The following is a 25,344-nucleotide window of genomic DNA, read 5'->3' as shown; positions in this document are numbered from 1 at the left end:
TCGCCACCCGGCGCACCGGGGTGAGATCCTCGAGCAGGTATGTCTACTTCCTTCGCCGCCCTGCAGACGCTTCTCGGTGAGATCTCCCTCCGCGACGCGCACCGCCTCGGCCGCCGCCTCGAAGGCGCCCGCCGCATCCGCAAGCCCGAGGCCAGGCAGGCCGTGCTCGACGAGATCGCCGCGGAGGCCGAGAAGGCCGCCGCGCGGCTGGCCGGCCGCGCCTTGCGCAAGCCCGAGGTCACCTACCCCGAGAACCTGCCCGTCAGCCAGAAGAAGGACGAGATCGCCGAGGCGATACGCGACCACCAGGTCGTGATCGTCGCCGGTGAGACCGGTTCCGGCAAGACCACGCAGATCCCGAAGATCTGCATGGAGCTGGGCCGCGGCGTCCGCGGCATGATCGGGCACACCCAGCCCCGCCGCCTCGCGGCCCGCACGGTCGCCGAGCGGATCGCCGAGGAGCTGAAGTGCGAGATCGGCGGCACGGTCGGCTGGAAGGTCCGCTTCACCGACCAGGTCGACCCGGACGCGACGTTCGTGAAGCTGATGACGGACGGCATCCTCCTCGCGGAGATCCAGACCGACCGCGAGCTGCGCGCCTACGACACGATCATCATCGACGAGGCCCACGAGCGGTCCCTGAACATCGACTTCCTGCTGGGCTACCTCTCCCAGCTGCTGCCCCGGCGCCCCGACCTCAAGGTCGTGATCACCTCCGCGACCATCGACCCGGAGCGCTTCTCCCGCCACTTCGGCGACGCCCCGATCGTCGAGGTCAGCGGCCGCACGTTCCCCGTGGAGGTCCGCTACCGGCCGCTGCTGGAGGAGGACTCCGAGGAGAGCGACCGCGACCAGATCACCGCCATCTGCGACGCCGTGGACGAGCTCCAGGCGGAGGGGCCGGGCGACATCCTGGTCTTCCTCTCCGGCGAGCGCGAGATCCGCGACACCGCGGACGCGCTGATCAAGAAGAAGCTGCGCTTCACGGAAGTCCTGCCGCTGTACGCCCGCCTCTCGCACGCCGAGCAGCACCGGGTCTTCCAGCAGCACACCGGCCGCCGCATCGTCCTGGCCACGAACGTCGCCGAGACCTCGCTGACCGTCCCGGGCATCAAGTACGTCATCGACCCGGGCACCGCCCGCATCTCCCGCTACAGCCACCGCACCAAGGTCCAGCGCCTGCCGATCGAGCGGATCTCGCAGGCCAGCGCCAACCAGCGCAAGGGCCGCTGCGGCCGTACCAGCGACGGCATCTGCATCCGGCTGTACTCCGAGGACGACTTCGACGCCCGCCCGGAGTTCACCGACGCCGAGATCCTCCGCACCAACCTCGCCTCCGTCATCCTCCAGATGACCGCGGCCGGGCTCGGGGAGATCGAGAAGTTCCCCTTCATCGACCCGCCGGACCACCGCAACATCCGCGACGGCGTCCAGCTCCTCCAGGAGCTCGGCGCCCTCGACCCGGCCGAGAAGGACCCCCGCAAGCGGCTCACCCCGCTCGGCCGCAAGCTCTCCCAACTGCCCGTCGACCCGCGGCTGGCCCGCATGGTCCTGGAGGCCGACCGCAACGGCTGCGTCCGCGAGGTCATGGTCATCGCCGCCGCGCTGTCGATCCAGGACCCGCGCGAGCGCCCGTCCGACAAGCAGACCCAGGCCGACCAGCACCACGCCCGCTTCAAGGACGAGACCAGCGACTTCCTGTCGTTCCTGAACCTGTGGCGCTACATCCGGGAGCAGCAGAAGGAGCGCGGCTCCTCCTCCTTCCGCCGGATGTGCAAGCAGGAGTACCTGAACTTCCTGCGGATCCGCGAGTGGCAGGACGTCTACTCGCAGCTGCGCACGGTCGCGAAGGGCATGGGCATCCACGTGAACGAGGCGGACGCCTCCGAGCAGCACGTGCACGTGTCGCTGCTCGCCGGCCTGCTGTCGCACATCGGCCTGAAGGACACCGACAAGAACGAGTACCTGGGCGCCCGGAACGCCAAGTTCGCGATCTTCCCGGGCTCGGCGCTCTTCAAGAAGCAGCCGAAGTTCGTGATGTCCGCCGAGCTGGTGGAGACCTCCCGGCTGTGGGCGCGGGTCAACGCCAGGGTGGAGCCCGAGTGGGTCGAGCCGCTGGCCGGGCACCTGCTCAAGCGCACGTACAGCGAGCCGCACTGGGAGAAGGACCAGGCCGCCGTGATGGCGTACGAGAGGGTCACGCTGTACGGCGTGCCGATCGTCGCCCAGCGGAAGGTCAACTACGGGCGGATCGACCCGGAGGCCTCGCGCGAGCTGTTCATCCGCCACGCCCTCGTCGAGGGGGACTGGCGCACCCACCACAAGTTCTACGCCGACAACCGCAAGCTGCTGACCGAGGTCGAGGAGCTGGAGAACCGGGCGCGGCGCCGCGACATCGTCGTCGACGACGAGACCCTCTTCGACTTCTACGACCAGCGGATCCCCGAGCACGTGGTGTCGGGGGCGCACTTCGACTCCTGGTGGAAGCACAAGCGCCGCGAGGAGCCCGAACTCCTCGACTTCGAGCGCGAGATGCTGCTGACGGAGAAGGCCGCCGGCGTCACCAAGGCCGACTACCCCGACTCCTGGCGGCAGGGGCAGCTGAAGTTCCGGGTCACCTACCAGTTCGAGCCGGGCGCGGACGCGGACGGCGTGACCGTCCACATCCCGCTCCAGGTGCTCAACCAGGTCACCTCCGAGGGCTTCGACTGGCAGATCCCGGGCCTGCGGGAGGAGGTGGTGACCGAGCTGATCCGGTCGCTGCCCAAGCCGATCCGCCGCCACTACGTGCCCGCGCCGAACTACGCGGCCCGCTTCCTGGACACGGCGGCGCCCCTCCAGGAGCCCCTGGCGGCCACGCTGGCGCGCGAACTGCACCGGATGGTGGGCGTCCCGGTCACCGCGGACGACTTCGACCCCTCCCGGATCCCCGATCACCTGAAGATCACCTTCCGGATCGTTGACGAGCGGCGCCGGAAGGTCGCGGAGGACAAGGACCTGGAGGCGCTGCGCCTCAGGCTCAGGCCGAAGGCCCGCCAGGCCCTCTCCCAGGCCGCCGCGGCCACCGCCGAGCGGTCGGGCGGGGAGTCGGTGGAGCGCTCCGGGCTGGCGGACTGGACGATCGGCACCCTGGCCCGGGTCTTCGAGACCCGGCGGGCCGGCCAGCCCGTGAAGGCGTACCCGGCGCTGGTCGACGAGGGGGCGAGCGTCGCCGTACGCCTCTTCGACACCGAGGCCGAGCAGCAGCAGGCGATGTGGCTGGGCACGCGCCGGCTGATCCTGCTGAACCTCCCGGTGAACGCCGCCAAGTTCGCCTCGGACCGGCTCAGCAACCAGCAGAAGCTGTCCCTGTCGCGCACCCCGCACGGCTCCGTGCAGGCCCTGTTCGACGACTGCGCGACGGCCGCCGCGGACAAGCTGATCGCCGACCACGGCGGCCCCGCCTGGGACGAGGCGGGCTACCGCAGGCTGTACGAGGCCGTGCGCGCCGACCTGGTGGACACGACCGTCCGCACGGTCGGGCAGGTGCAGCAGGTCCTGGCGGCGTGGCAGGCCTGCGAACGGCGTCTGAAGGGCACGCAGAGCCCGGCCCTGCTGGCGAACCTCCAGGACGTCAGGGCGCAGCTGGCGGCCCTCATGCCGCCCGGCTTCGTGACCCTGACCGGGCTGCGGCGGCTGCCGGACCTGATGCGGTACCTGGTGGCGGCCGACCGCCGGCTCCAGCAGATGCCGACGGCCGTCCAGCGGGACACCACGCGCATGCAGAAGGTCCACGAGATGCAGGACGAGTACGCCTGGCTGCTGGAGCAGCTGCCCAAGGGCCGGCCGGTGCCGGAGGCGGTCACGGACATCCGCTGGATGATCGAGGAGCTCCGGGTCAGCTACTTCGCGCACTCGCTGGGGACGGCGTACCCGGTCTCCGACAAGCGCATCGTGAAGGCGGTGGACGCGGCGGCTCCGTGACGGGGCGCCCGCCGGTTCGACGCACCCCCCGGGCTCATGTACAGTCTGATGCGCAGCCAGGCACGAAAACGGCTGCACATCGAGGTCCTGTGGAGCAGTTGGTTAGCTCGCCACCCTGTCAAGGTGGAGGTCGCGGGTTCAAGTCCCGTCAGGATCGCAGCAGGAGAAGGGCCCGCATCCCCGCCGGATGCGGGCCCTTCCGCATGTCCGCGTCCGCTGCGCACCCGCGGGCGGGCTCGCGTGCCGCGCCGCCGGGGGTCACCGCCCGCCCGGGAGGCAACGGCCGGTACTTCACCCGTTCGGCCGACCGAATTCACCCGTCTGCCCTCCGCGAGTGCAATCCTCCGCCTAAATCACCCCTCGGGCGAGACCGCTCTGCGCGGGACATCCCTTTACGGGCGCATTGCCTCCCACACAAGGGTCACAGCCTGTGACAGGAGTCACCACACGAGTTTTCGGTACCCGCACTTTTATCGCACCCATACGTCGGCTCAATTTAATATGTGCAATGGCACCTCCCCGGGGAGGCCGGCGCGACCGCGGCTGCCGCCCTGCCCGCGGGCACAAAAAAGATCGCGCTGGACCCGGCGGAGTCCAGCGCGACCGAACGGCCGGGCACCTGTTGGGGCAGGTCCGGCCGAATGAAGCACAGTGGGTTTCACCGGATTGGGGGATCCGATGCCTACCCGTTCAAAGCGGGGTGATGAACGCGACCTCAGGCCTCGCTGCGCTGCTGCGGAATTCCCGCGAGCAGGGCGCGGACCTCGGCCTCGCGGTAGCGGCGGTGCCCACCCAGGGTGCGGATGGACGTCAGCTTGCCGGCCTTGGCCCAGCGGGTCACCGTCTTCGGGTCCACGCGGAACATCGTGGCGACCTCAGCCGGGGTCAGCAGCGGCTCGGCATCAGGGGTGCGAGCGGTCATGAGCGGCCTCCTCGGGAGAACCGAACCATCTCGGTTCTTTCCTCTAAATTCTGCACCTTGGCCCGCGTTGCCCGAAATGGACATACGCGGGCCGAGTCGGTTATAGGACGAACGGCTTGTCCTCGGCACTACAACTACACCATCCGTCCAGCCGCGACGGCCAAACCGACGGAATTGCCCTCCGAGGTGTTCATCAGCGGTCGGAAGCCGATGGACCGCCCCATAGCGGACAGTCACCCCACTGTAACGATCAGTCACAGAGCGATCAGGAGTCCTCCGGACCCCCCGTAGCGTGCAATGCCGAGCATTCCGCCCTCAGTTGGGCGGAAGGAACCCTCCCCGGACTCCTTGTCCTATTTTGGCACGAGGGTAGGGGAACGGCGCAAGGGTGTGTTTAGTGCAGTCCGTCACGCTTGAGACAATGGCCCGGATCGGGACGTAGGTCCCGCCCGTTCGCCCCGAATACGGGTTCGCAGCCTCCCCCTAGTTGGCGAACAGTCTCTCCCGTACCGCCCGCCAGCGCTCCCCCAATTCCGCGTACGCCTCCGCCGCCCCGGCCGCGTCCCCGGACCGCAGCGCCGCCATCCCCGCCGCGACGTCGCGGGCCGACCGGTCCGCCGCCAGCCGCTCCGCCGGCAGCGCGTGCACCAGCCCGCCGTAGTCGAGTTCGACCATCGAGCGCGGATGGAACTCCTCCAGCCAGCTGCCGACCCCGACCAGCCCGTCGGCGAGCATCTCGTACCCCTCCGCCTCGCGCAGCGTCCGCAGCGCCCGGGCCAGCCGCCGCCGCGCCTGGACCATCGGCGTCCGGTACCGCAGCCGCTCGCCCGGCAGGTACTCCCGCTCATCGTCCGCCACCAGCACGAACCAGCGCAGTGGCACCTGCCACACCGAGCTGCGGATCCACGGCCGCGCGTCCGGGTTCCGCTCACGCCAGCGCTCGTACTCCTCGGCCGCCCGCCGCCGCGACTCCGGGGGCAGCGCCGCGTCCAGCACCGGAGCCGGGAACTCCTCGACGAGCTCCTTCAGCGCCAGCCAGCCCCGCAGCCGCGTCCGCCACGGGCAGACCAGCAGCACCCCGTCCACCTCCGCCGTGAAGGCGTCCGAGCTCTCGCGCCGCGGCACCCCCGCCACCGGGACGCGCACCAACTCCGCCAGCGAACGGCGCAGTTCGTCCTGGGCCGTGGGCCCCGCCCCGCGCCGGGCGTACGCCGCCCAGTGCGTGCGCTCCGGCTCGGCGAAGGCCCCCAGCGGCTCGTAGACCCGCAGGTAGGAGGCGTACGGGACGGTCGGCGCCGGGCGCTCGGACGGCGGCCGGGGGTCGCGGGATGCACTCACGCTTCCGTACTCCCCCGCCCTGCCCGGGCCTACTCCGCCCGCCGCGCGGACCGGCCCCGGCGGCAGCGGAGCGCCGCCCCGTACTCCGGGAGTGTTCCGATCCCCGGACAGGGGGTCTGCCGGCGGCGCTTTGGACTTACTCTGCTCCCAGCACGCCCTCCCCCACCCGCAGGGCGGGCGTCATTCCGCCGCATCTCTTCCATGGGAGTCACCACCGTGACCGAAATGACCGACGGCGTCCTGCACACCCTGTTCCGCACGGAGCAGGGCGGCCACGAGCAAGTCGTGCTGTGCCAGGACCGGGCCACCGGACTCAAGGCCGTCATCGCCATCCACTCCACCGCCCTGGGCCCCGCCCTCGGCGGCACGCGCTTCCACGCGTACGCCTCCGACGAGGAGGCCGTCCTCGACGCGCTGAACCTCTCGCGCGGCATGTCCTACAAGAACGCCATGGCCGGCCTCGGCCTCGGCGGCGGCAAGGCCGTCATCATCGGCGACCCGGACGTCATCAAGACCGAGGAGCTCCTGCTGGCCTACGGCCGCTTCGTGGAGTCCCTCGGCGGCCGCTACGTCACCGCCTGCGACGTCGGCACCTACGTCGCCGACATGGACGTCGTCGCCCGCGAGACCCGCTGGGCCACCGGCCGCTCCCCCGAGAACGGCGGCGCCGGCGACTCCTCCGTCCTCACCGCCTTCGGCGTCTTCCAGGGCATGCGCGCCAGCGCCCAGCACCTGTGGGGCGACCCGACCCTGCGCGGCCGCAAGGTCGGCGTGGCCGGCGTCGGCAAGGTCGGCCACTACCTGGTCGAGCACCTCCTGGAGGACGGCGCCGAGGTCGTGATCACGGACGTCCGCGAGGAGTCCGTCCGCCGCATCCTCGACAAGCACCCGCAGGTCGTCGCCGTCGCCGACACGGACGCGCTGATCCGCACCGAGGGCCTGGACATCTACGCCCCCTGCGCGCTCGGCGGCGCCCTCAACGACGACACCGTCCCGGCGCTGACCGCCACGATCGTCTGCGGCGCGGCGAACAACCAGCTCGCCCACCCCGGCATCGAGAAGGACCTCGCGGACCGCGGGATCCTCTACGCCCCGGACTACGTGGTCAACGCGGGCGGCGTCATCCAGGTCGCCGACGAGCTCCACGGCTTCGACTTCGACCGCTGCAAGGCGCAGGCCACGAAGATCTTCGACACCACGCTCGAAATCTTCGCACGTGCGAAGTCGGACGGCATTCCGCCGGCCGCCGCCGCCGACCGCATCGCCGAGCAGCGCATGGCGGACGCCCGCGCCGCCAAGGCGGCGAAGGCCTCCTGACCCCTGACGGGCGCCACCCGCCGGGGCGCGGCGAGACGGAACTCACTGCGCTTCGGCGGGTCGCCCGCCGGGAAAGAGTTAAAATCGCAGCTGACCAGCGAGGACGGGGCGCCTCGGTGGTCCTGCACCGGGGCGCGTGATGCGGGCGGCGTACCGTATGGCCGCGGAAGCAGGTACCGTTAAACCCCTACGGACGGTCTCTCCGAGGAGAGCCCGCTCCGAACCATGAACGCGTGTCAGACTCTGGGGCCGTCGAGCCCCGTCACCGAGGGGGTCGAGCCATGGGGCGCGGCCGGGCCAAGGCCAAGCAGACGAAGGTCGCCCGCCAGCTGAAGTACAACAGCGGCGGCACTGACCTTGCGCGTCTGGCCAACGAGCTGGGCGCATCGCCGACGGCGCCGCTGCTGCCTGTCAGCGAGCCGGTCGACGTCGATGACGAGCTGGACGACGACGACCCGTACGCCAAGTACGCGGAGATGTACAACGACGACGACGAGGACGAGGACGACGAGTCCGGCCCGTCCGCGCAGCGTCGCGGCGCTTGACGCCTACGCCGTAGCCGGCCACCCACGCGGCCGAGCAGCTGCAACAGCACAGGAAACCCGGTCCGGGGCCCCGCCCCGGACCGGGTTTCCGTGCGTCTTTCAGCTCGCGTAGGAGCCGGTCAGCTCCGCACCCGAGGCGTGCTCGCCGCGCTCGGTGATCGCGCCTGCGACCCAGGCGTCGACGCCCCGGTCGGCCAGCGCCGTCAGCGCCACGTCCACCGACTCCTGCGGGACGACGGCCATCATGCCGACGCCCATGTTCAGGGTCTTCTCCAGCTCCGGCTGCTCCACCCGGCCGGCCCTGCCGACGAGGTCGAAGACCGCGCCGGGCGCCCACGTGGACCGGTCGACGGTGGCGTGCAGGTGGTCCGGGATCACCCGGGCCAGGTTGGCCGCGAGGCCGCCGCCGGTGATGTGCGAGAAGGCGTGGACCTCGGCCGTACGGGTGAGGGCCAGGCAGTCCAGCGAGTAGATCTTGGTGGGCTCCAGCAGCTCCTCGCCGAGGGTCCGGCCGAGCTCCTCGACGTGGGCGTCGAGCGACATCCCGGCCCGGTCGAAGAGGACGTGCCGGACGAGCGAGTACCCGTTCGAGTGAAGGCCGGACGACGCCATCGCGATGACCGCGTCACCCGTACGGATGCGATCCGCGCCGAGCAGGGCGTCGTACTCGACGGCGCCGGTGCCCGCTCCCGCCACGTCGAAGTCGTCCGGGCCCAGCAGGCCCGGGTGCTCGGCGGTCTCGCCGCCGACCAGGGCGCAGCCGGCGAGGACGCAGCCCTCGGCGATGCCCTTGACGATGGCCGCGACGCGCTCCGGGTGGACCTTGCCCACGCAGATGTAGTCCGTCATGAAGAGCGGCTCGGCTCCGCACACCACGATGTCGTCCATGACCATCGCGACCAGGTCGTGGCCGATCGTGTCGTAGACGCCCATCTGGCGGGCGATGTCGACCTTCGTGCCCACCCCGTCGGTGGCAGAGGCCAGCAGGGGGCGCTCGTAGCGCTTGAGGGCGGAGGCGTCGAAGAGGCCGGCGAAGCCGCCCAGGCCGCCGAGGACCTCGGGGCGCTGCGTCTTCTTCACCCACTCCTTCATCAGCTCGACGGCGCGGTCCCCCGCTTCGATGTCGACGCCCGCCGCGGCGTAGCTGGCACCGGTGGTCTTCTCTGTCATGACAGGAGAGAGCTTTCGTGTCGTTACTGCGTGGGGTGCCGGGCCCTGGGAAAAGCCTGAAAGACAGGGCCCGGCGCAGGTTGAGCCGGAAATGCGGGCTACGGGCGGCGCAGCGCGTCGGCGGCGTCGGTGCCGCCGGCCAGCTCGGTCTCCAGGAGCTGCTTGCCCAGCAGCTGCGGATCGGGCAGCTCCATGGGGTACTCGCCGTCGAAGCAGGCGCGGCAGAGGTTCGGCTTCTGGATGGTCGTCGCCTCGACCATGGAGTCGAGGGAGATGTACGCGAGGGAGTCCGCGCCCAGCGAGGTGCCGATCTCCTCGACGCTCATGCCGTTGGCGATCAGCTCCGCCCGGGTGGCGAAGTCGATGCCGAAGAAGCACGGCCACTTCACCGGCGGCGAGGAGATCCGGATGTGGACCTCGGCCGCACCGGCCTCGCGGAGCATGCGGACCAGCGCGCGCTGCGTGTTGCCGCGGACGATCGAGTCGTCCACGACCACCAGGCGCTTGCCCCGGATGACTTCCTTGAGGGGGTTGAGCTTGAGGCGGATGCCCAGCTGGCGGATCGTCTGCGAGGGCTGGATGAAGGTCCGGCCGACGTAGGCGTTCTTGACCAGGCCGGAGCCGTACGGGATGCCGCTCGCCTCGGCGTAGCCGACCGCGGCGGGCGTGCCGGACTCCGGCGTCGCTATCACCAGGTCGGCGTCGACCGGGGCCTCCTTGGCGAGGCGCCGGCCCATCTCGACGCGCGAGAGGTAGACGTTCCGGCCGGCGATGTCGGTGTCCGGGCGCGCCAGGTAGACGTACTCGAACACACAGCCCTTGGGCTTCGCTTCTGCGAAGCGTGAGGTGCGCAGGCCGTTCTCGTCGATGGCGATCAGCTCGCCGGGTTCGACCTCGCGGACGAAGCTGGCGCCCACGATGTCGAGGGCGGCGGTCTCGCTCGCGACCACCCAGCCGCGCTCCAGGCGGCCGAGGACCAGCGGGCGGATGCCCTGCGGGTCACGGGCGGTGTAGAGGGTGGTCTCGTCCATGAAGACGAGCGAGAAGGCGCCCTTGACCTGCGGGAGGACCTTGGCGGCCGACTCCTCGACGGTCAGGGGGCGGCCCTCGTCGTCCGTCTGCCCGGCCAGCAGGGCCGTGACGAGGTCGGTGTCGTTGGTGGCCGCCACCTGGGTGGCGCGGCCGTCCTGTCGGGGGAGGTCGGCGACCATCTCGGCAAGCTCGGCGGTGTTCACCAGGTTGCCGTTGTGGCCCAGGGCGATGGAGCCGTGGGCGGTCGCGCGGAAGGTCGGCTGGGCGTTCTCCCAGACGGACGCGCCAGTGGTCGAGTAGCGGGCGTGACCGACCGCGATATGACCTTGGAGCGATCCGAGGGAGGTTTCGTCGAAGACCTGGGAGACGAGTCCCATGTCCTTGAAGACGAGGATCTGGGAACCGTTGCTCACAGCGATGCCCGCGGACTCCTGTCCGCGGTGCTGCAGTGCATACAGTCCGAAGTAGGTGAGCTTGGCGACCTCTTCACCCGGAGCCCAGACACCGAAGACGCCGCAAGCGTCCTGGGGGCCCTTTTCGCCGGGGAGCAGGTCGTGGTTGAGTCGTCCATCACCACGAGGCACGCCACCGAGTGTAGGCGAGATCGACCACTGGTCCGAATTGGGGACTGACGGTAAAAGTCACAGTGCGGACAGTCGGGTAACCCCTGCGGAGGGTGACGGGTCCGATATCCGCAAATGCGGTGGTTGACACGCACCTGCCGATGCAATGGGCGCTCTTCCTGCGGTGTCGCGGCGGGAGCGGTGAGAGAGCGGCCCGACAGCGCTCGGCGGCGCCTGCCGGGCAGTCGGCGGATCCCGCTCCGCTTTCCTGCGGGCGGGGCGGGGCGGGGCCGCCGGGAACGCCGTGTTTCTTTTCCTTTTCTTTCCCTTTTTCCCGTGCGTTCGTACGGGTCACTCGGCGGCGGAGGCCGCCTCGGCCGTCAGCCCGCGGCCGTCGGGCGCGGTCAGGGTGAGGGTGTGCGCCCGGATCCGCCAGGTGAGCGGGCCGCTCCCGAGGAGTTCGGTGAGGGCGCGCTCCAGGTCGCCCTCGGGGCCGGTGCAGGCGACCCGGGTCGACGTCAGCTCGCCGAAGGTGATCCGGTCGCCCTCGACGGTGGCCGGGGCGGTGAACCGGTTGCACCCGAGGTTGCCGGCGGCGGCGCCGTCGGGGCCGATCCGCAGGACGGCCCGGCCGGCCGCAGGGGCCGGGACGGAGGCCGCCGTACCGTCGCCGAGCAGGGCGGTGACGGTCCACTGGGTGGCGGTGAGCGGGGCGTCCGGCACCGGGGCGCGCAGCACCAGCTCGACGGTGCTGCCGTCGGCGGCCCTGAGGGTCAGCTGGTCCCCGGGGCCGCGGCGTGCCTCCAGGCGCCCGCGGAGCACCTTGGCGAACTCGGCCTCGAAGGCGCTGTGTTCGCAGGCCATGGTGGTCGACGCACCGGGTTCGACGGTGAGGGCGGTGGCCTGCCGGCCGGCGGCCTCGTGGGCGACGGCCGCGGTGAATCCGTTGCAGCCGTAGTTGCCCTTGGCCTCGGCCCGGCCGGGGGAGCCGGCCTCGAAGTCGACGTGCGCGGTGGGCGGTGCGGTCAGGGTGCGGCCGCCGGCCGTCAGGCTCCGTACGGACCAGGAGCCGGCGAAGTCAGGGCCCGCGGAGGCGCCGGGGGAGGCGCCGCCGTCGCCGCACGCGGAGGTCGCGGCGAAGGCCAGGAGGGCGACGAGGGCTGCGGGAAGGTTCCGGAGCTTTCGCATGCCGGTGGGACGGGCGGCGGGCCGGACCGGTTCCGCAGGCCCGGGCCGGCCCCGCCACCCTCCCCTGCCGCGGTGGCCGGATTCAGCTCATCACCGGCAGCAGTGCGGCGAGGTCGGCCCGCTCGCCGCTCGCGGTGACCCGGGCGTCGGCGAGGGCCGCCGCCCACTGCGTACGCCCGGTGGCCAGCCGGATCCACGTCAGCGGATCGGTCTCCACGACGCCCGGCGGGGTGCCGCGGGTGTGCCGGGGGCCCTCGATGCACTGGACGACCGCGAACGGCGGGATCCGCACCTCCACCGCACCGCCCGGCGCGGCGAGCGCGAGGGCGTCGGCGAGCAGCCGCGTGGTGGCGGCGAGCGCCTGCCGGTCGATCGGGATGTCCAGGCCCGCGGCCCGGTTGAGGTCGTCGGTGTGGACGGTGAGCTCCACGGCGCGGGTGACGAGGAAGTCGGCGAGGGTCATGTCCCCGACCCACAGGTGCAGGACCCGGCTGCCGACCGGGTTCGCCGCCAGCTGCTCCGCCATGCGGGCCCCCGCGCGGTCGTACAGCTCGGCGAGCGGGGCGCCCCCGAGGGTCTCCTTGGCGGCCTCGGCGATCTTCCCCGCGAGCGAGGCGGTCGCCGAGGGCCACTCGACGGCCGTGAGCTCGGGGACGGCGGCCGGCGGGCGGGCCAGTCCGGCGGCGAGCGAGTCGGCGATCCAGGCGGTGTGCGCCGCGAGGTCGGCGACGGTCCACTCGCCCAGGCCGGTGGGACGGGCGAGCTGCTCGGGCGTCAGTGCGCGGACCGCGTCGGCGAGATGGCCGAACTGCGCCGTGACGGCGGCTCGGATCTTCACGGCGTCGTAGGTGCGCGGGCGACGGGTCCTGGGTGCCATGCGGCGAGTCTGCCCGATCGGCCGCGGCAGCCGCAGCACGGCGGGCACCCGGGTCGGGCGCCCGCCGTGCTGCGGGACGGGGCGGATCAGGCCAGCAGGCCGGGGATCGTCGCCTCGTGGGCCTCGCGGAGCTCGGCCAGCGGGATCGTGAACTCGCCCTGGACCTCGATCTCCTCTCCGTCCACGACACCGATGCGGGTGGCGGGCAGGCCGCGCGCGCCGCACATGTCGGTGAAGCGGAGCTCCTCGCTGCGCGGGACGGCCACGACGGCCCGGCCCGCGGACTCGGAGAACAGGAAGGTGAACGCGTCCAGGCCCTCGGGGACCACGATCCGGGCGCCGTTCCCGCCGCGCAGGCAGGACTCGGTGAGCGCCTGGACGACGCCGCCGTCGGAGACGTCGTGCGCCGCGTCGACCATGCCGTCGCGCGAGGCGGCGATCAGGATCTCGGCGAGCAGCTTCTCGCGGCCGAGGTCCACCTTCGGCGGGAGGCCGCCGAGGTGGTCGTGGACGACCTGCGACCAGGCGGAGCCGCCGAACTCCTCGGCGGTGTCGCCGAGCAGGTACAGCAGCTGGCCGGGCTCGGCGAACGCCATCGGCGTGCGCCGGTTGACGTCGTCGATGACGCCGAGGACCGCCACGACCGGGGTCGGGTGGATCGCGGTGTCGCCCGTCTGGTTGTACAGCGAGACGTTGCCGCCGGTCACCGGCGTGCCCAGCTCCAGGCAGGCGTCCGCGAGACCGCGGCAGGCCTCGGCGAACTGCCACATGACGCCGGGGTCCTCGGGCGAGCCGAAGTTCAGGCAGTCGGAGACGGCCAGCGGCTTGGCGCCGGTCGCGGCGACGTTCCGGTACGCCTCCGCCAGCGCCAGCTGCGCGCCCGTGTACGGGTCGAGCTTGGCGTAGCGGCCGTTGCCGTCCGTCGCCATGGCCACACCGAGGTTCGACTCCTCGTCGATGCGGACGATGCCCGCGTCCTCGGGCTGCGCGAGGACGGTGTTGCCCTGCACGAAGCGGTCGTACTGGTCGGTGACCCAGGACTTCGAGGCCTGGTTCGGGGAGGAGACCAGCGCCAGGACCTGCGCGCGGAGCTCCTCGGAGGTCTGCGGGCGGGCCAGCTTGCCCGCGTCGTCGGCCTGGAGGGCGTCCTGCCAGTCGGGGCGGGCGTACGGGCGCTGGTAGACCGGGCCCTCGTGGGCGACGGTGCCCGGGGGCACGTCCACGATCTGCTCGCCGTGCCAGAAGATCTCCAGGCGCTCGCCGTCGGTCACCTCGCCGATGACCGTGGCGATGACGTCCCACTTCTCGCAGATCTCCATGAAGCGGTCGACGTGCTGCGGCTCGACGATCGCGCACATGCGCTCCTGCGACTCGCTCATGAGGATCTCCTCGGGCGAGAGCGTCGCATCGCGCAGCGGGACGGTGTCGAGCTCGACGCGCATGCCGCCGGAGCCCGCGGAGGCCAGCTCGGAGGTGGCGCAGGACAGGCCGGCGCCGCCGAGGTCCTGGATGCCCGCGACCAGCTTCTCCTTGAAGATCTCCAGGGTGCACTCGATGAGGAGCTTCTCCTGGAACGGGTCGCCGACCTGGACCGCGGGGCGCTTGGTGGGCTTGGTGTCGTCGAAGGTCTCGGACGCGAGGACCGAGACGCCGCCGATGCCGTCGCCGCCGGTGCGGGCGCCGTAGAGGATCACCTTGTTGCCGGGGCCGGAGGCCTTGGCGAGGTGGATGTCCTCGTGCTTCATCACGCCGATGCAGCCGGCGTTGACCAGCGGGTTGCCCTGGTAGCAGGCGTCGAAGACGACCTCGCCGCCGATGTTGGGCAGGCCCAGGCAGTTGCCGTAGCCGCCGATGCCCGCGACGACGCCCGGCAGGACGCGCTTGGTGTCGGGGTGGTCGGCGGCGCCGAAGCGCAGCGGGTCGACGACGGCGACCGGGCGGGCGCCCATGGCGAGGATGTCGCGGACGATGCCGCCGACGCCGGTGGCCGCGCCCTGGTAGGGCTCGATGTACGACGGGTGGTTGTGCGACTCGACCTTGAAGGTGACCGCGTAGCCCTGGCCGACGTCGACGACGCCGGCGTTCTCGCCGATGCCGACGAGCATGGCGTCGTTCGCCGGGGCCTTCTCGCCGAACTGGCGCAGGTGGACCTTGCTGCTCTTGTACGAGCAGTGCTCGGACCACATCACGGAGTACATGGCCAGCTCGGCGCCCGTGGGACGGCGGCCGAGGATCTCGCGGATGCGCTGGTACTCGTCCTCCTTGAGGCCGAGTTCCTTCCAGGGCTGCGCCGCGTCCGGGGTCCCGGCGGCGTGCTTGACGGTGTCCAGAGTCATGCGGAGACCAGCTTCTTCAGGATCGAGGTGAAGAATCCGAGGCCGTCGGTGCGGCCGGTCCCGATCAGCGGCTCGACCGCGTGCTCGGGGTGCGGCATGAGGCCGACGACGTTGCCGGCGGCGTTGGTGATGCCGGCGATGTCGTTCAGCGAGCCGTTGGGGTTGAAGTCGAGGTACCGGAAGGCCACTCGGCCCTCGCCCTCCAGTTCGTCCAGCGTCCGCTGGTCGGCGACGTAGCGCCCGTCCATGTTCTTGAGCGGGACGGAGATCTCCTGGCCCTGCTCGTAGTCGCCGGTCCAGGAGGTGTCCGCGTTCTCGACGCGGAGCTTCTGGTCGCGGCAGATGAAGTGCAGGTGGTTGTTCCGGAGCATCGCCCCCGGCAGCAGGTGGGCCTCGGTGAGGATCTGGAAGCCGTTGCAGATGCCGAGGACCGGCATGCCGCCCCTGGCCTGCTCGATGATGGTCTCCATCACCGGCGAGAACCGGGAGATGGCTCCGGCGCGCAGGTAGTCGCCGTAGGAGAAGCCGCCCGCGAGGACGACCGCGTCGACCTGGTGGAGGTCCTTGTCGCGGTGCCACAGCGAGACCGGCTCGGCCCCTGCGAGGCGCACGGCGCGCAGCGAGTCACGGTCGTCGAGCGTTCCGGGGAACGTGACGACACCGATGCGAGTGGTCACCGGTCAGTCCTCTACCTTCACGGTGAAGTCTTCGATGACGGTGTTGGCGAGGAATGTTTCGGCCATCTTGTGGATCCGGTCGAGGGCGGTCTGGTCGACCGGACCCTCCACCTCCAGCTCGAAGCGCTTCCCCTGGCGGACGTCGGCGATGCCCTCGAAGCCCAGGCGCGGCAGTGCACGCTGCACCGCCTGGCCCTGGGGGTCGAGGATCTCCGGCTTGAGCATGACGTCGACTACGACGCGTGCCACTGGCACTCCCGATGGGTGGTTGGTGCAAGGCGGTTCCTTCAGCGTACCCGCCCGAAATTTCTACGCGGGTAGATTTGCGGAGGGGGTCGTACGGGCGCCGTTCGGCCTTCACCAACGCTTCGCAAAATCCGCCGGAAAACCCCCGACTCGGCATTGCGGCGGGACACGCGCAGACAATTAACTGGGCTTCGCAATGCAATGGCAATCGCGGTACAAAGGAATCCCCGGGCAGGCGGGATTTGCCACCCCGCTTCGGGGCCGGAAAACCGTATTGCTCCGAAACATCCACACAGGCGACATCACCGCACGTCAACGGACGGCGGCGAGTGGCCCACGAAGGGATCGAGATCCGTGGCGCAGCGCGTAGTGGTCACTCTCTCCGACGACATCGACGGCGGAGAAGCGGCGGAAACCGTCACGTTCGGCCTGGACGGGAAGTCCTACGAGATCGATCTCAATCCGGCCAACGCGAAGAAACTCCGGAAGAGCCTGGCGCCGTACGTGGCGGCCGGCCGCCGGCAGTCCCGCTCCGGGCGGGCCTTCAAGCACACCTCCCTCGCCCCCGACCCGGCGGTGGTCCGCGCCTGGGCCCGGTCGCACGACTTCGACGTGCCCCCGCGGGGCCGGATCCCCAAGCGCGTCTACGAGGCGTACGAGCAGGCGCACTGAGCCGCGGGCGCGCAGGCGGCCCCGGCCGCGGCGTGGGCCGGGGGCGGATTTGGCATCCACCCCCTGTCGTCCGCTAGTGTGTGGATCACGCCGAGGGGCGAGGCCGCAGGTCAGAGCCCCGAAGGTCGTGCGGGTGTAGTTCAGTAGCAGAACATCCCCCTTCCAGGGGGAAGGCGCAGTGTGCGATCCCTGTCACCCGCTCGCAGGCTTTACCCACCACTCCGGTGGATCGGGTAGAGTGATGCACGCATCGCGCGGCCGTCGCGCCGAGGCGGGCATGCGGACGTAGCTCAGTTGGTAGAGCACCACCTTGCCAAGGTGGATGTCGCGAGTTCGAGTCTCGTCGTCCGCTCAGCTGCGAAGGGCCCTGATCATCGATCAGGGCCCTTCGTCGTATGCCCTCGAACCCGCGCCACTGACAAATGTCATCCTCGGCGATGATCACGTGCACTGGTGCGGCGGCCGGCCCGCCGCCAGGCTTGGACCGTGAGGGGCGCCCGCCCGAGGGCGCCGGGGGGACGGACGGGGACCGTGTCGAGACTGACCGGATGGTGGAGGAACCGCAGCAGCGCGGCCAAGGTCGAGCTGTACACGCGCTGGTCGTTCCACTTCTTCATGGCCATCGAGGCGCTCGCGCTCGTCGGCGCGCTCGGCGCGATGCCGAAGCACGTCGCCCCGGCCCTCCTCCTGCCCGTACTGGCCCACCCCGTGCTGTTCGGGGTGCTGTCCGCCAGGGCACTGGACTGGGCCCTGGGCCGCCGCGAGCGCCCCGTACGGCACGCCGCCGCCTTCTCCGCCCTGACCGTGGTGCTCGTGGCCGCCCTGCTCCTGCTGCACTCCGCCGGGAAGGCCGGAGACGGCAACGCCACCCCGATCATCGTGGTCAACACCGTCGCCTTCGCTACGGGCGCCCTCGCCCTCGCCCTGGACAAGGTCCGCCACATGGCGTGCCTGCCCGCCGCGGCGGCCGTGCTCGCCGGGCTGCCGTCCGCGGCACTGCGACCCCCCATGGAAGCAGCCGGATACGCGACCGGGGTCTTCCTCACCAGCCTCCTCCTCACCTTCACCTGCGCCTTCTCCGCCTGGCTCCTCAAGACCGTCCACGAACTCGACCGCGCCCGCGAGCTCCAGGCCCAGCTCGCCGTCGCCGAGGAGCGCCTCCGCTTCGGCCGGGACCTGCACGACGTCATGGGCCGCAACCTCGCCGTCATCGCCCTGAAGAGCGAACTCGCCGTGCAGCTGGCCCGCCGCGAGCGCCCCGAGGCCGTGGACCAGATGATCGAGGTCCAGCGGATCGCCCGCGAATCCCAGCGCGAGGTGCGCGACGTCGTCCGCGGCTACCGGGAGGCCGACCTCGCGGTCGAGCTGGAGGGTGCCCGCGGCGTCCTCGCCGCGGCCGGCATGGACTGCAGGGTCGAGGTGGAGGCCGGGCGGGCCCTGCGCCCCGAGGTGCAGTCGGCGCTCGGGTGGGTGGTCCGCGAGGCCACCACGAACGTGCTGCGGCACGGCGACGCCCGGTCCTGTGTGATCCGCCTCACCGTTCCCGCCGAGAGCCCCGGCGGCGCGGCCGCCGGCGACGGCGCGCTCACCCTGGACGTGGAGAACGACGGAGCCCCGGGCGCCCCCGCCGGGCCCCCCGGCTCGGGACTGGCCGGGCTGCGGGAGCGGCTCGCCGCCCTGGACGGCACTCTGGAGGCCGGCCCGCTCGGCGACGGCCGGTTCCGGCTGCGCGCCCGGATCCCCGGTCGCCAACTGCGAGGACTGGAGGTGCGGGCATGAGCCCCGTGCGCGTACTGCTGGCCGACGACGAGCACCTGATCCGCGGCGCGCTCGCCGCCCTGCTCGCCCTGGAGGACGACCTGCTGGTCGTCGCCGAGGCGGCATCGGGGCCCGAGGCGCTGGCAATGGCCCGCGCGCACCGGCCCGACGTGGCGGTGCTCGACCTGCAGATGCCGGGGGCGGACGGCGTGAGCGTCGCCACGTCCCTGAAGGCCGAGCTCCCCGACTGCCGCACCATGATCGTCACCAGTCACGGGCGGCCCGGCCACCTCAAGCGGGCCCTCGCCGCGGGCGTGCGGGCGTTCGCCCCGAAGACCGTGTCGGCGCAGCGGCTCGCCGAGCTCATCCGCACCGTGCACGCGGGCGGCCGGTACGTGGACCCCGAGTTGGCGGCCGACGCGATCAGCGCCGGCGACTCGCCGCTGACCGCCCGCGAGGCCGAGGTGCTGGAGCTCGCCGGGGACGGCGCGCCGATCGCGGAGATCGCCGAACGGGCCGGTCTGTCGCAGGGCACCGTACGCAACTACCTGTCGTCGGCGGCCTCGAAGCTGGGAGCCGAGAACCGGCACACCGCGGTGCGTCTCGCCAGGGAGCGGGGTTGGGTATAGTGGTGCCCGCGCCACGGCGCCTGCGGACATAGCTCAGTTGGTAGAGCACCACCTTGCCAAGGTGGATGTCGCGAGTTCGAGTCTCGTTGTCCGCTCCACAGGGAAGCCCCCGGTCACCGACCGGGGGCTTCCGGCGTCTCCCCCCTCGGCGCGGCTCGGCCGAGGGGGGCGCGCGTTCAGGACCAGGACAGGCCGGTGAGCCGCTCGTACGCCTCGACGTACTTGGCGCGGGTCTGCTCGACGACGTCCTGCGGCAGGGCGGGCGGCGGCAGTTCGCCCTTGGGGTCCCAACCGGAGGCCGGGGAGGACAGCCAGTCGCGGACGAACTGCTTGTCGAAGGACGGCTGGGCGCGGCCCGGCTCCCACAGGTCGGCCGGCCAGAAGCGGGACGAGTCGGGGGTCAGCACCTCGTCGGCGGCGACCAGCGTGCCGTCGCGGTCGAAACCGAACTCGAACTTGGTGTCCGCGAGGATGATCCCGCGCTCGCGGGCGATGTCCCGGGCACGCCCGTAGACGTCCAGGGTCGTCCGGCGCAGCAGGGCGGCGGTCTCGGCGCCGGTGGTGCGGGCCACCTCCTCGTACGAGACGTTCTCGTCGTGCTCGCCGACCTCCGCCTTGGCGGCCGGCGTGAAGATCGGCGCGGGCAGCTCCGAGCCGTCCACGAGCCCCTCGGGCAGCGCGAGCCCGCACACCGTACGGGTCTGCCGGTACTCGGCGAGGCCGGAGCCGGTGAGGTAGCCGCGGGCGACGCACTCGACCGGGACCATCTCCAGGTCCTTGCAGACCAGGGTGCGGCCCTCCCAGTCGGCGGGGGCGCCGGCGGGCAGGCCGGTCCCGATGACGTGGTTCGGGACGAGGTCGGCGAGCTGGTCGAACCACCACAGCGACAGCTGTGTCAGGACGCGGCCCTTGTCCGGGATGCCGGTGGGCAGCACCCAGTCGAAGGCGGAGATGCGGTCGCTGGCGACCATGACGAGGTTGCCGTCCCCGTCGCGGTAGAGGTCCCGCACCTTGCCGGTGTGGAGGTGGACGAGGCCCGGCACCTGCACCGGCTCGGGCTTTTCGACGAATCCGGACACGGGGTCTCCCTGTGGTTCTGTACGAGCGCAGCCCCATTCTCCCGCACCGGCCGTGCAGCGGCCGACGAGGGTCGGGGCGGCGGGGGCGGCGCCCGGCTCAGTCCCTCTTGCAGATCCGGTCGAGGAGGTTCGCCGTGGCCCGCTGGATCCGCTCGTCGACGTGCCCGGGGCGGTCCAGCGCCGGGGACCACGCGAAGGTGCCGGAGGCGAAGACCAGCGCCCCGCTCGGCGCCCGGTACAGGGAGGTCTCCTGGTGCCGCCGCACCCCCTCGCCGTCGAGGTACGGGGAGTGCGCGAGGAGGATCCGGTCGTGGTGCTCGGGCAGCTGGGTGCGCGGGAAGTACCGGTCGGCCTCGCCCGCGACCAGGCCGGGCAGCTCGTCGTTCTCGCCGGCCCCGGTGGAGTCCCACAGCCAGTGCTCGGCGTTGCGGACGACGAGCGGGGCGGGCTCCGGGACCCGGCCCGCGTACTGGATGCCGAGGAGCTGCTGCTCCGGGCGGTCGACCTCGCGCCACAGGCAGGGGCGGCCCGGGCCGCGGCGTTTTCGGCAGGTCAGGAGCCGGTCGGGAACCCCCGAGGGGGAGGGGCCGAGTTCGACCTGCCAGTACATGGTGTTCGCGGAGAGGAAGACGAGGGAGGTGCCGTGGTCGCGGGCCCGCTCGGCGGTGCGGCGCATGGCCGCCGACCAGTACTCGTCGTGGCCGGGGAAGACGAGGCCGCGGTAGCGGGTGGGGTCGACGCGGCCGGCGTGCAGGTCCCGGGTGTCGGCGTAGGCGAGGTCGTAGCCGTAGCGCTCGGCCCAGCGGATGAAGTCGTAGGCGTGGCCGACGTGCAGCGGGAGCCCGGCGCCGGCGTAGGGGCGGTCGAAGGAGACGGTGACCGCCGCGTCGCGCTCGCCGAGCAGCCGGCCGTCCGCGTCCCAGGCGTGGTAGAGGCTGGCGCCCGTGCGGCCGTCCTCCGGGTACAGGTTGTACGCCTGCCAGGTGACGTCCGGCAGCAGCAGGAGCAGGTCGGCGGGGTGCTCGTCTCGGACGGTGAACGGGATGTGGGACCGGTAGCCGTCGGCGGTGGTCAGCACGGCGACGTAGGCGCCGAGGTTCCAGTACGAGGGGACCTGCAGCCGCCACGACAGCCACCAGTGGTGGCAGGACACGGTCCGGTCGGCGGTCAGCGGGGGCGGCTGCACGATCCCGGAGAGGCGGGGGCTGGTGGTGATCTTCGAGGCGCCGTCGCCGCCGTAGTGGCCGATGCGGTAGACGTCGACGGAGAACTGCTGGGGCGGGTCGACCGTGATGTGGAAGTCGATGGCCTCGCCCGGGGCCACCGCCCCGGTGGAGGCGAACCCCTTGATCTGCCGGTGCACGTCGTCCGCGGTGCGGGGGCCGCCGCTGCCCGTGGCGCGGGCCGGCCGGCCGGGGGCGATGGCCGGGTCGACGTACCATGGCACGACCTGCCCGGTGTCGCCGAAGTAGACCTCGCTGCCGCGGAACCACGGCAGCGGGCCCTGCCCGAAGGGGTCGTTCACCGCATGGGCGAGTGCCCCCGACTCCCACCGCCGGATCTGGTCCGAACCCATTCCGCGCCCCTCCCTCGCTCCCCCGTACGGTCCTCTGCTGCATGCTGCCGGCACGGCTCGGCTGCCCGGGCGACCGACCGCGGCCGGTCCCAGCACATCACATAACGCGCTGATTCCGTCACCGTTCGCCACAACCGGCCACCGCCCGGAAATCAGCCCTGCCCCGGCACGGCGAACGGGAGTTGCCTGTGGGATTCCAGTGGTGCAGGAGGCGGGCCCCGGCGCCGGTGAGCCAGGGGCAGCCGGGGCGGTCAGAGAAGGCGGATCGGCTTCTCCGGGCGGATGCCCAGGGCTGCGAGCCAGTCGCGGAGGGGTTCCGCGTCACCGTCCTCCACGAGGCTCAGGACGCGGGGGGCGAGGTCCTGGCGGCGCTCCCCGGCGAGCAGGAGGACGGGGCCGTCCAGCCAGTCCAGGCCCGGGCCGGCGCCCACGCCGTCGACGGCAGCGCAGCACACCGCGGCCGTCACGTGGTCGGCGAGCAGGTCGCGGCCGCTGCGCTGCGGCTGGAGCGGGAACAGCGGCACCGCGTCCGCCCCCCGCACCGGCTCGGCGCGGTGCTCCGCGGAACGTTCCTCCCTGGCCACATCGGCGCTGAGGCGCCCCGCCAGCGCCTCCCCGGGGCCGCCCTCGCCGCCCCCGCCCGCCAGGTAGCCGAGAACCCGGTCCAGGGTGGGCCCGGTGCCGGCCGGCACCGCAAGGGCGTCCAGCGCGGCATGCAGCCGGGCCGCCTCCCGGCGCCACTTGCGGTCCACGACCTCCTCCGGGTACGCGGCCCAGTCCACGGGCGACCACTGCGGCCCCGGCTCGGCCGGGCCGCCGTGGAACAGCCGCGCGGCGAGCAGCGAGGCGGCCTCGTCCACCGCGCCGGGGCGCTCCAGCAGGTCGCAGGCGGGCCGCTCGCCCAGCCGGGAGGTGAACCCGTCGGCCAGCCGGTCCCGCCGGGACAGCTCGGTCAGCGCGGAGACGACCCCCGCGTCGAGGTGGGAGGGCCAGCGGCCCATCCGCCAGGCGGGCAGCGCCACCCTGGTCAGCAGCCGGTCCCAGCCCGCGTACGCGAGGCCGACCTGCTCCTGGGCGGTGATCCGCAGACCGTAGTCGACCCGCTCGGCCCGCGCGGACGCGGCGGCGGCGACACCCCGCTCCATCTCGGCGGCGTCGTCCCGGCAGAGCCGCAGCAGCAGCCGGGCCGGGCGGCCGATCCAGCCGAGGCCGGGCCTGCTGCCCACGTCGGCGGCGGCGTCGAGCCCACGGACGAAGCTCCGGGCGTCGGCTATGTCCGGGTGCGCCGAGGGCCCCGTACCGGCGACGACGGGCGCGAGCACCGCCCGCAGCTCCGCCACCCGCATCCACCACAGGAACGGGGAGCCGATCACCAGCACCGGCGCGGCGCCGGGCGCGCTGCCCGGGCCGGCGGCCGCGCCCCGCCGCCGGTGGGCCGCATGCGTGCGGTCCTCCAGCCAGCTGTCGCAGTCCGGCGCGAGCGCTATGGCCGACGGGGCGGGCACCTCCATCCGGTCGGCCAGGTCCCGCACCAGCCGGTACAGGTCGGGCGCCTCCGACTCGGCCAACGGCACGGTCGGGGTCACGGGCGGGCCCGCGCGCAGCACCACGGCGGCGAAGACGCCCGCGGCGAGCAGCACGACAGCAGCCACCGCGCAGACGACGAGGGTGACCAGCGGCCACGGATCGCCGGCGAGCCGGCCCGTCATGCGGGCGGTCACCAGCACCACCGCCGCGGCGGCGGGCAGCAGGCAGAGGGCCAGCGCCCTGCTCCGCACGCGGAGCACAGCCAGGGCCCGGGAGCGCGCGGACGGCGCGCCGCCTTCCCGATACGAACCGGTTCCGGACACGGCCGGACCTCACCCCCTCTGCCCTGCGGCGGTTTCGCTCACTCCCCCACTGTGACACCCGCCACTGACATCGCAATGCCGGTGGGCCAAGTGCCGGAATGCTTGCGCCGCACCCTAGTTGGGGAGCGGCCGGCAGTCAGCCGGACAGTATGACGATCACTCGATGGAATGGCTTTGGGCAAAGCTGCTGCGTTCGAACGCGGCCGGATGCACTCGCACACGCACATGCGCGCGGGCCCGGTGCGCAGGTCTCTCGCGCACCGGGCCCGCGTCGCGGATCTGCCTGCTCAGCTGTCTGCGGCCGCCTTCGCGGCGATGTCCGTACGGTGCTGGGAGCCGTCCAGCCGGATCCGCGCGACAGCCCGGTACGCCTTCTCCCGGGCCTCCGCGAGGTCGGCGCCCGTGGCGGTCACCGACAGGACGCGGCCGCCCGCGCTGACGACCGCGTCGCCCTCGCGCCGGGTCCCCGCGTGCAGCACGTACGCGTCGGGGCCGTCCTCGGCGGCGACCTCGTCCAGGCCCTCGATCGGGTCCCCGGTGCGCGGCGTGCCCGGGTAGTTGTGCGAGGCGATGACCACCGTGACGGCGGCGTCGTCGCGCCAGGACAGCGGCGGCTCGGCGTCCAGGGTGCCGTTGGCCGCGTTCAGCAGCACGCCTGCGAGCGGGGTCTTCAGACGGGCCAGGACGACCTGCGTCTCGGGGTCGCCGAAGCGGGCGTTGAACTCGATGACGCGGACGCCGCGCGAGGTGATCGCGAGGCCGGCGTACAGCAGGCCGGAGAAGGGGGTGCCGCGGCGGCGCAGCTCGTCGACGGTCGGCTGGAGCACCGTCGCCATGACCTCGTCGACCAGCTCGGGGTCGGCCCACGGCAGCGGCGAGTAGGCGCCCATGCCGCCTGTGTTGGGGCCCTGGTCGCCGTCGAGCGCGCGCTTGAAGTCCTGGGCGGGGCGCAGCGGAACCACGGTGGCGCCGTCGGTGATGGCGAAGAGGGAGACCTCGGGGCCGTCGAGGTACTCCTCGATGACGACGCGGTCGCAGGCCAGCGCGTGGGCGCGGGCGGCCTCCAGGTCGTCGGTGACGACGACGCCCTTGCCGGCCGCGAGGCCGTCGTCCTTGACGACGTAGGGGGCGCCGAAGGCGTCGAGCGCCTCGTCGACCTCCTCGGGCGTGGTGCAGACGTAGCTGCGGGCCGTCGGGACGCCGGCGGCGGCCATGACGTCCTTCGCGAACGCCTTGGACCCCTCCAGCTGCGCCGCCTCGCGGGACGGCCCGAAGACGGGGATGCCGGCGGCGCGGACGGCGTCGGCGACGCCGGCGACGAGGGGCGCTTCGGGGCCGATGACGACCAGGCCGGCGCCGAGCTCGGCGGCGAGGCCGGCCACGGCGGCGCCGTCGAGGGCGTCGACCGGGCGCAGCTCCGCCACCTCGGCGATGCCGGCGTTGCCGGGGGCGCAGTACAGCGCGTCGACGGCGGGGTCGAGGGACAGGGAGCGGCACAGGGCGTGTTCGCGGGCGCCGCTGCCGATGACGAGGACCTTCACGCCATGCAGCCTAGCCCGCCCGCGCGCCGGCCCTTTGTGCGGCCACCCGAAAACGGGTCCCTACT

At 72.4% G+C, this 25,344-nt stretch carries 19 protein-coding genes and 4 tRNA genes; 10 read left to right on the top strand and 13 right to left on the bottom strand.

Annotated features, from left to right (window positions below; translation table 11 throughout):
* The first annotated feature begins 39 nt into the window (after positions 1 to 39).
* A complete protein-coding gene (hrpA, locus tag MUK52_RS17055) occupies positions 40 to 3,963 on the top strand; it encodes an ATP-dependent RNA helicase HrpA (RefSeq protein ID WP_114058200.1) in 3,924 nt (1,307 codons plus the stop codon).
* An 83-nt stretch (positions 3,964 to 4,046) separates the two neighbouring features.
* A tRNA-Asp gene (locus MUK52_RS17050) sits at positions 4,047 to 4,120 on the top strand.
* Between the two features lie 558 nt (positions 4,121 to 4,678).
* On the opposite strand, the gene bldC is transcribed toward MUK52_RS17050, so the two are convergent.
* Both bldC and MUK52_RS17040 read right to left on the bottom strand, forming a co-directional pair.
* Complete coding sequence (gene bldC, locus MUK52_RS17045) at positions 4,679 to 4,885, bottom strand: developmental transcriptional regulator BldC (RefSeq protein ID WP_003949541.1); 207 nt, start codon at positions 4,883 to 4,885, stop codon at positions 4,679 to 4,681.
* A gap of 483 nt (positions 4,886 to 5,368) precedes the next feature.
* Positions 5,369 to 6,223 (bottom strand): DUF8083 family protein, encoded by an 855-nt coding sequence (locus tag MUK52_RS17040; protein WP_114058201.1) that lies wholly within the window; start codon positions 6,221 to 6,223, stop codon positions 5,369 to 5,371.
* Between the two features lie 216 nt (positions 6,224 to 6,439).
* Between MUK52_RS17040 and MUK52_RS17035 the strand changes: the two genes are divergently transcribed.
* Together MUK52_RS17035 and MUK52_RS17030 are read left to right on the top strand one after the other, a co-directional pair.
* Complete coding sequence (locus tag MUK52_RS17035; protein WP_114058202.1) at positions 6,440 to 7,540, top strand: Leu/Phe/Val dehydrogenase; 1,101 nt, start codon at positions 6,440 to 6,442, stop codon at positions 7,538 to 7,540.
* A 233-nt stretch (positions 7,541 to 7,773) separates the two neighbouring features.
* On the top strand, positions 7,774 to 8,085 hold the full coding sequence (locus MUK52_RS17030) for a DUF3073 domain-containing protein (RefSeq protein ID WP_229884581.1): 312 nt from the start codon (positions 7,774 to 7,776) through the stop codon (positions 8,083 to 8,085).
* A gap of 99 nt (positions 8,086 to 8,184) precedes the next feature.
* Here the strand turns inward: MUK52_RS17030 and purM are convergent, their stop codons facing one another.
* The 7 genes from purM to purS all read right to left on the bottom strand — a co-directional run bounded on the left by purM (position 8,185) and on the right by purS (position 16,183).
* Positions 8,185 to 9,255: a phosphoribosylformylglycinamidine cyclo-ligase gene (purM, locus tag MUK52_RS17025; RefSeq protein WP_114058204.1), complete on the bottom strand. Its 1,071-nt coding sequence runs from the start codon at positions 9,253 to 9,255 to the stop codon at positions 8,185 to 8,187.
* A gap of 98 nt (positions 9,256 to 9,353) precedes the next feature.
* Positions 9,354 to 10,871 (bottom strand): amidophosphoribosyltransferase, encoded by a 1,518-nt coding sequence (gene purF, locus MUK52_RS17020; RefSeq protein ID WP_114058205.1) that lies wholly within the window; start codon positions 10,869 to 10,871, stop codon positions 9,354 to 9,356.
* Between the two features lie 330 nt (positions 10,872 to 11,201).
* Positions 11,202 to 12,038: an META domain-containing protein gene (locus MUK52_RS17015; protein WP_284577604.1), complete on the bottom strand. Its 837-nt coding sequence runs from the start codon at positions 12,036 to 12,038 to the stop codon at positions 11,202 to 11,204.
* 82 nt (positions 12,039 to 12,120) lie between these two features.
* The gene (locus tag MUK52_RS17010; protein ID WP_114059015.1) at positions 12,121 to 12,915 is read right to left on the bottom strand and encodes a maleylpyruvate isomerase family mycothiol-dependent enzyme; all 795 of its coding nucleotides are present in this window, start codon (positions 12,913 to 12,915) and stop codon (positions 12,121 to 12,123) included.
* Between the two features lie 86 nt (positions 12,916 to 13,001).
* Complete coding sequence (gene purL / locus MUK52_RS17005; protein ID WP_114058207.1) at positions 13,002 to 15,251, bottom strand: phosphoribosylformylglycinamidine synthase subunit PurL; 2,250 nt, start codon at positions 15,249 to 15,251, stop codon at positions 13,002 to 13,004.
* Complete coding sequence (gene purQ / locus MUK52_RS17000; protein WP_114058208.1) at positions 15,248 to 15,928, bottom strand: phosphoribosylformylglycinamidine synthase subunit PurQ; 681 nt, start codon at positions 15,926 to 15,928, stop codon at positions 15,248 to 15,250. Before purQ ends, purL begins: the two co-directional genes overlap by 4 nt.
* Positions 15,929 to 15,931: 3 nt before the next feature.
* Positions 15,932 to 16,183, bottom strand: coding sequence for a phosphoribosylformylglycinamidine synthase subunit PurS (gene purS / locus MUK52_RS16995; RefSeq protein WP_114058209.1), 252 nt, complete (start codon positions 16,181 to 16,183; stop codon positions 15,932 to 15,934).
* 345 nt (positions 16,184 to 16,528) lie between these two features.
* Here purS and MUK52_RS16990 point away from each other — a divergent pair, with 345 nt between their 5' ends.
* The 6 genes from MUK52_RS16990 to MUK52_RS16965 all read left to right on the top strand — a co-directional run bounded on the left by MUK52_RS16990 (position 16,529) and on the right by MUK52_RS16965 (position 19,331).
* Entirely contained in the window at positions 16,529 to 16,846 is a 318-nt protein-coding gene (locus MUK52_RS16990; protein WP_114058210.1) for a histone-like nucleoid-structuring protein Lsr2, read from the top strand.
* 129 nt (positions 16,847 to 16,975) lie between these two features.
* A tRNA-Gly gene (locus MUK52_RS16985) sits at positions 16,976 to 17,047 on the top strand.
* A gap of 78 nt (positions 17,048 to 17,125) precedes the next feature.
* Positions 17,126 to 17,198: transfer RNA gene (locus MUK52_RS16980), tRNA-Gly, on the top strand.
* A gap of 179 nt (positions 17,199 to 17,377) precedes the next feature.
* Positions 17,378 to 18,625: a sensor histidine kinase gene (locus tag MUK52_RS16975; protein WP_114058211.1), complete on the top strand. Its 1,248-nt coding sequence runs from the start codon at positions 17,378 to 17,380 to the stop codon at positions 18,623 to 18,625.
* Positions 18,622 to 19,233 carry a response regulator transcription factor gene (locus tag MUK52_RS16970; RefSeq protein ID WP_114058212.1) on the top strand — a complete coding sequence of 204 codons (612 nt, stop codon included), beginning with the start codon at positions 18,622 to 18,624 and terminating at the stop codon, positions 19,231 to 19,233. Before MUK52_RS16975 ends, MUK52_RS16970 begins: the two co-directional genes overlap by 4 nt.
* Before the next feature lie 22 nt (positions 19,234 to 19,255).
* Positions 19,256 to 19,331 (top strand) — tRNA-Gly (locus MUK52_RS16965).
* Positions 19,332 to 19,409: 78 nt separating this feature from the next.
* Here the strand turns inward: MUK52_RS16965 and MUK52_RS16960 are convergent.
* The 4 genes from MUK52_RS16960 to purD all read right to left on the bottom strand — a co-directional run bounded on the left by MUK52_RS16960 (position 19,410) and on the right by purD (position 25,279).
* Entirely contained in the window at positions 19,410 to 20,312 is a 903-nt protein-coding gene (locus MUK52_RS16960; protein ID WP_114058213.1) for a phosphoribosylaminoimidazolesuccinocarboxamide synthase, read from the bottom strand.
* Between the two features lie 97 nt (positions 20,313 to 20,409).
* Positions 20,410 to 21,888 carry a N,N-dimethylformamidase beta subunit family domain-containing protein gene (locus MUK52_RS16955; protein ID WP_114058214.1) on the bottom strand — a complete coding sequence of 493 codons (1,479 nt, stop codon included), beginning with the start codon at positions 21,886 to 21,888 and terminating at the stop codon, positions 20,410 to 20,412.
* 251 nt (positions 21,889 to 22,139) lie between these two features.
* Entirely contained in the window at positions 22,140 to 23,738 is a 1,599-nt protein-coding gene (locus tag MUK52_RS16950; RefSeq protein WP_114058215.1) for a M48 family metalloprotease, read from the bottom strand.
* Positions 23,739 to 24,025: 287 nt separating this feature from the next.
* Entirely contained in the window at positions 24,026 to 25,279 is a 1,254-nt protein-coding gene (purD, locus tag MUK52_RS16945) for a phosphoribosylamine--glycine ligase (protein ID WP_114058216.1), read from the bottom strand.
* Between the last annotated feature and the right edge of the window lie 65 nt (positions 25,280 to 25,344).

This window comes from Streptomyces sp. 2P-4, assembly GCF_030167965.1.
GTDB classification, from domain to species: domain Bacteria; phylum Actinomycetota; class Actinomycetes; order Streptomycetales; family Streptomycetaceae; genus Streptomyces; species Streptomyces globosus_A.
The sequence above is the reverse complement of the archived record's forward strand: the minus strand, read 5'-3'. Positions and strand labels throughout refer to the sequence as shown.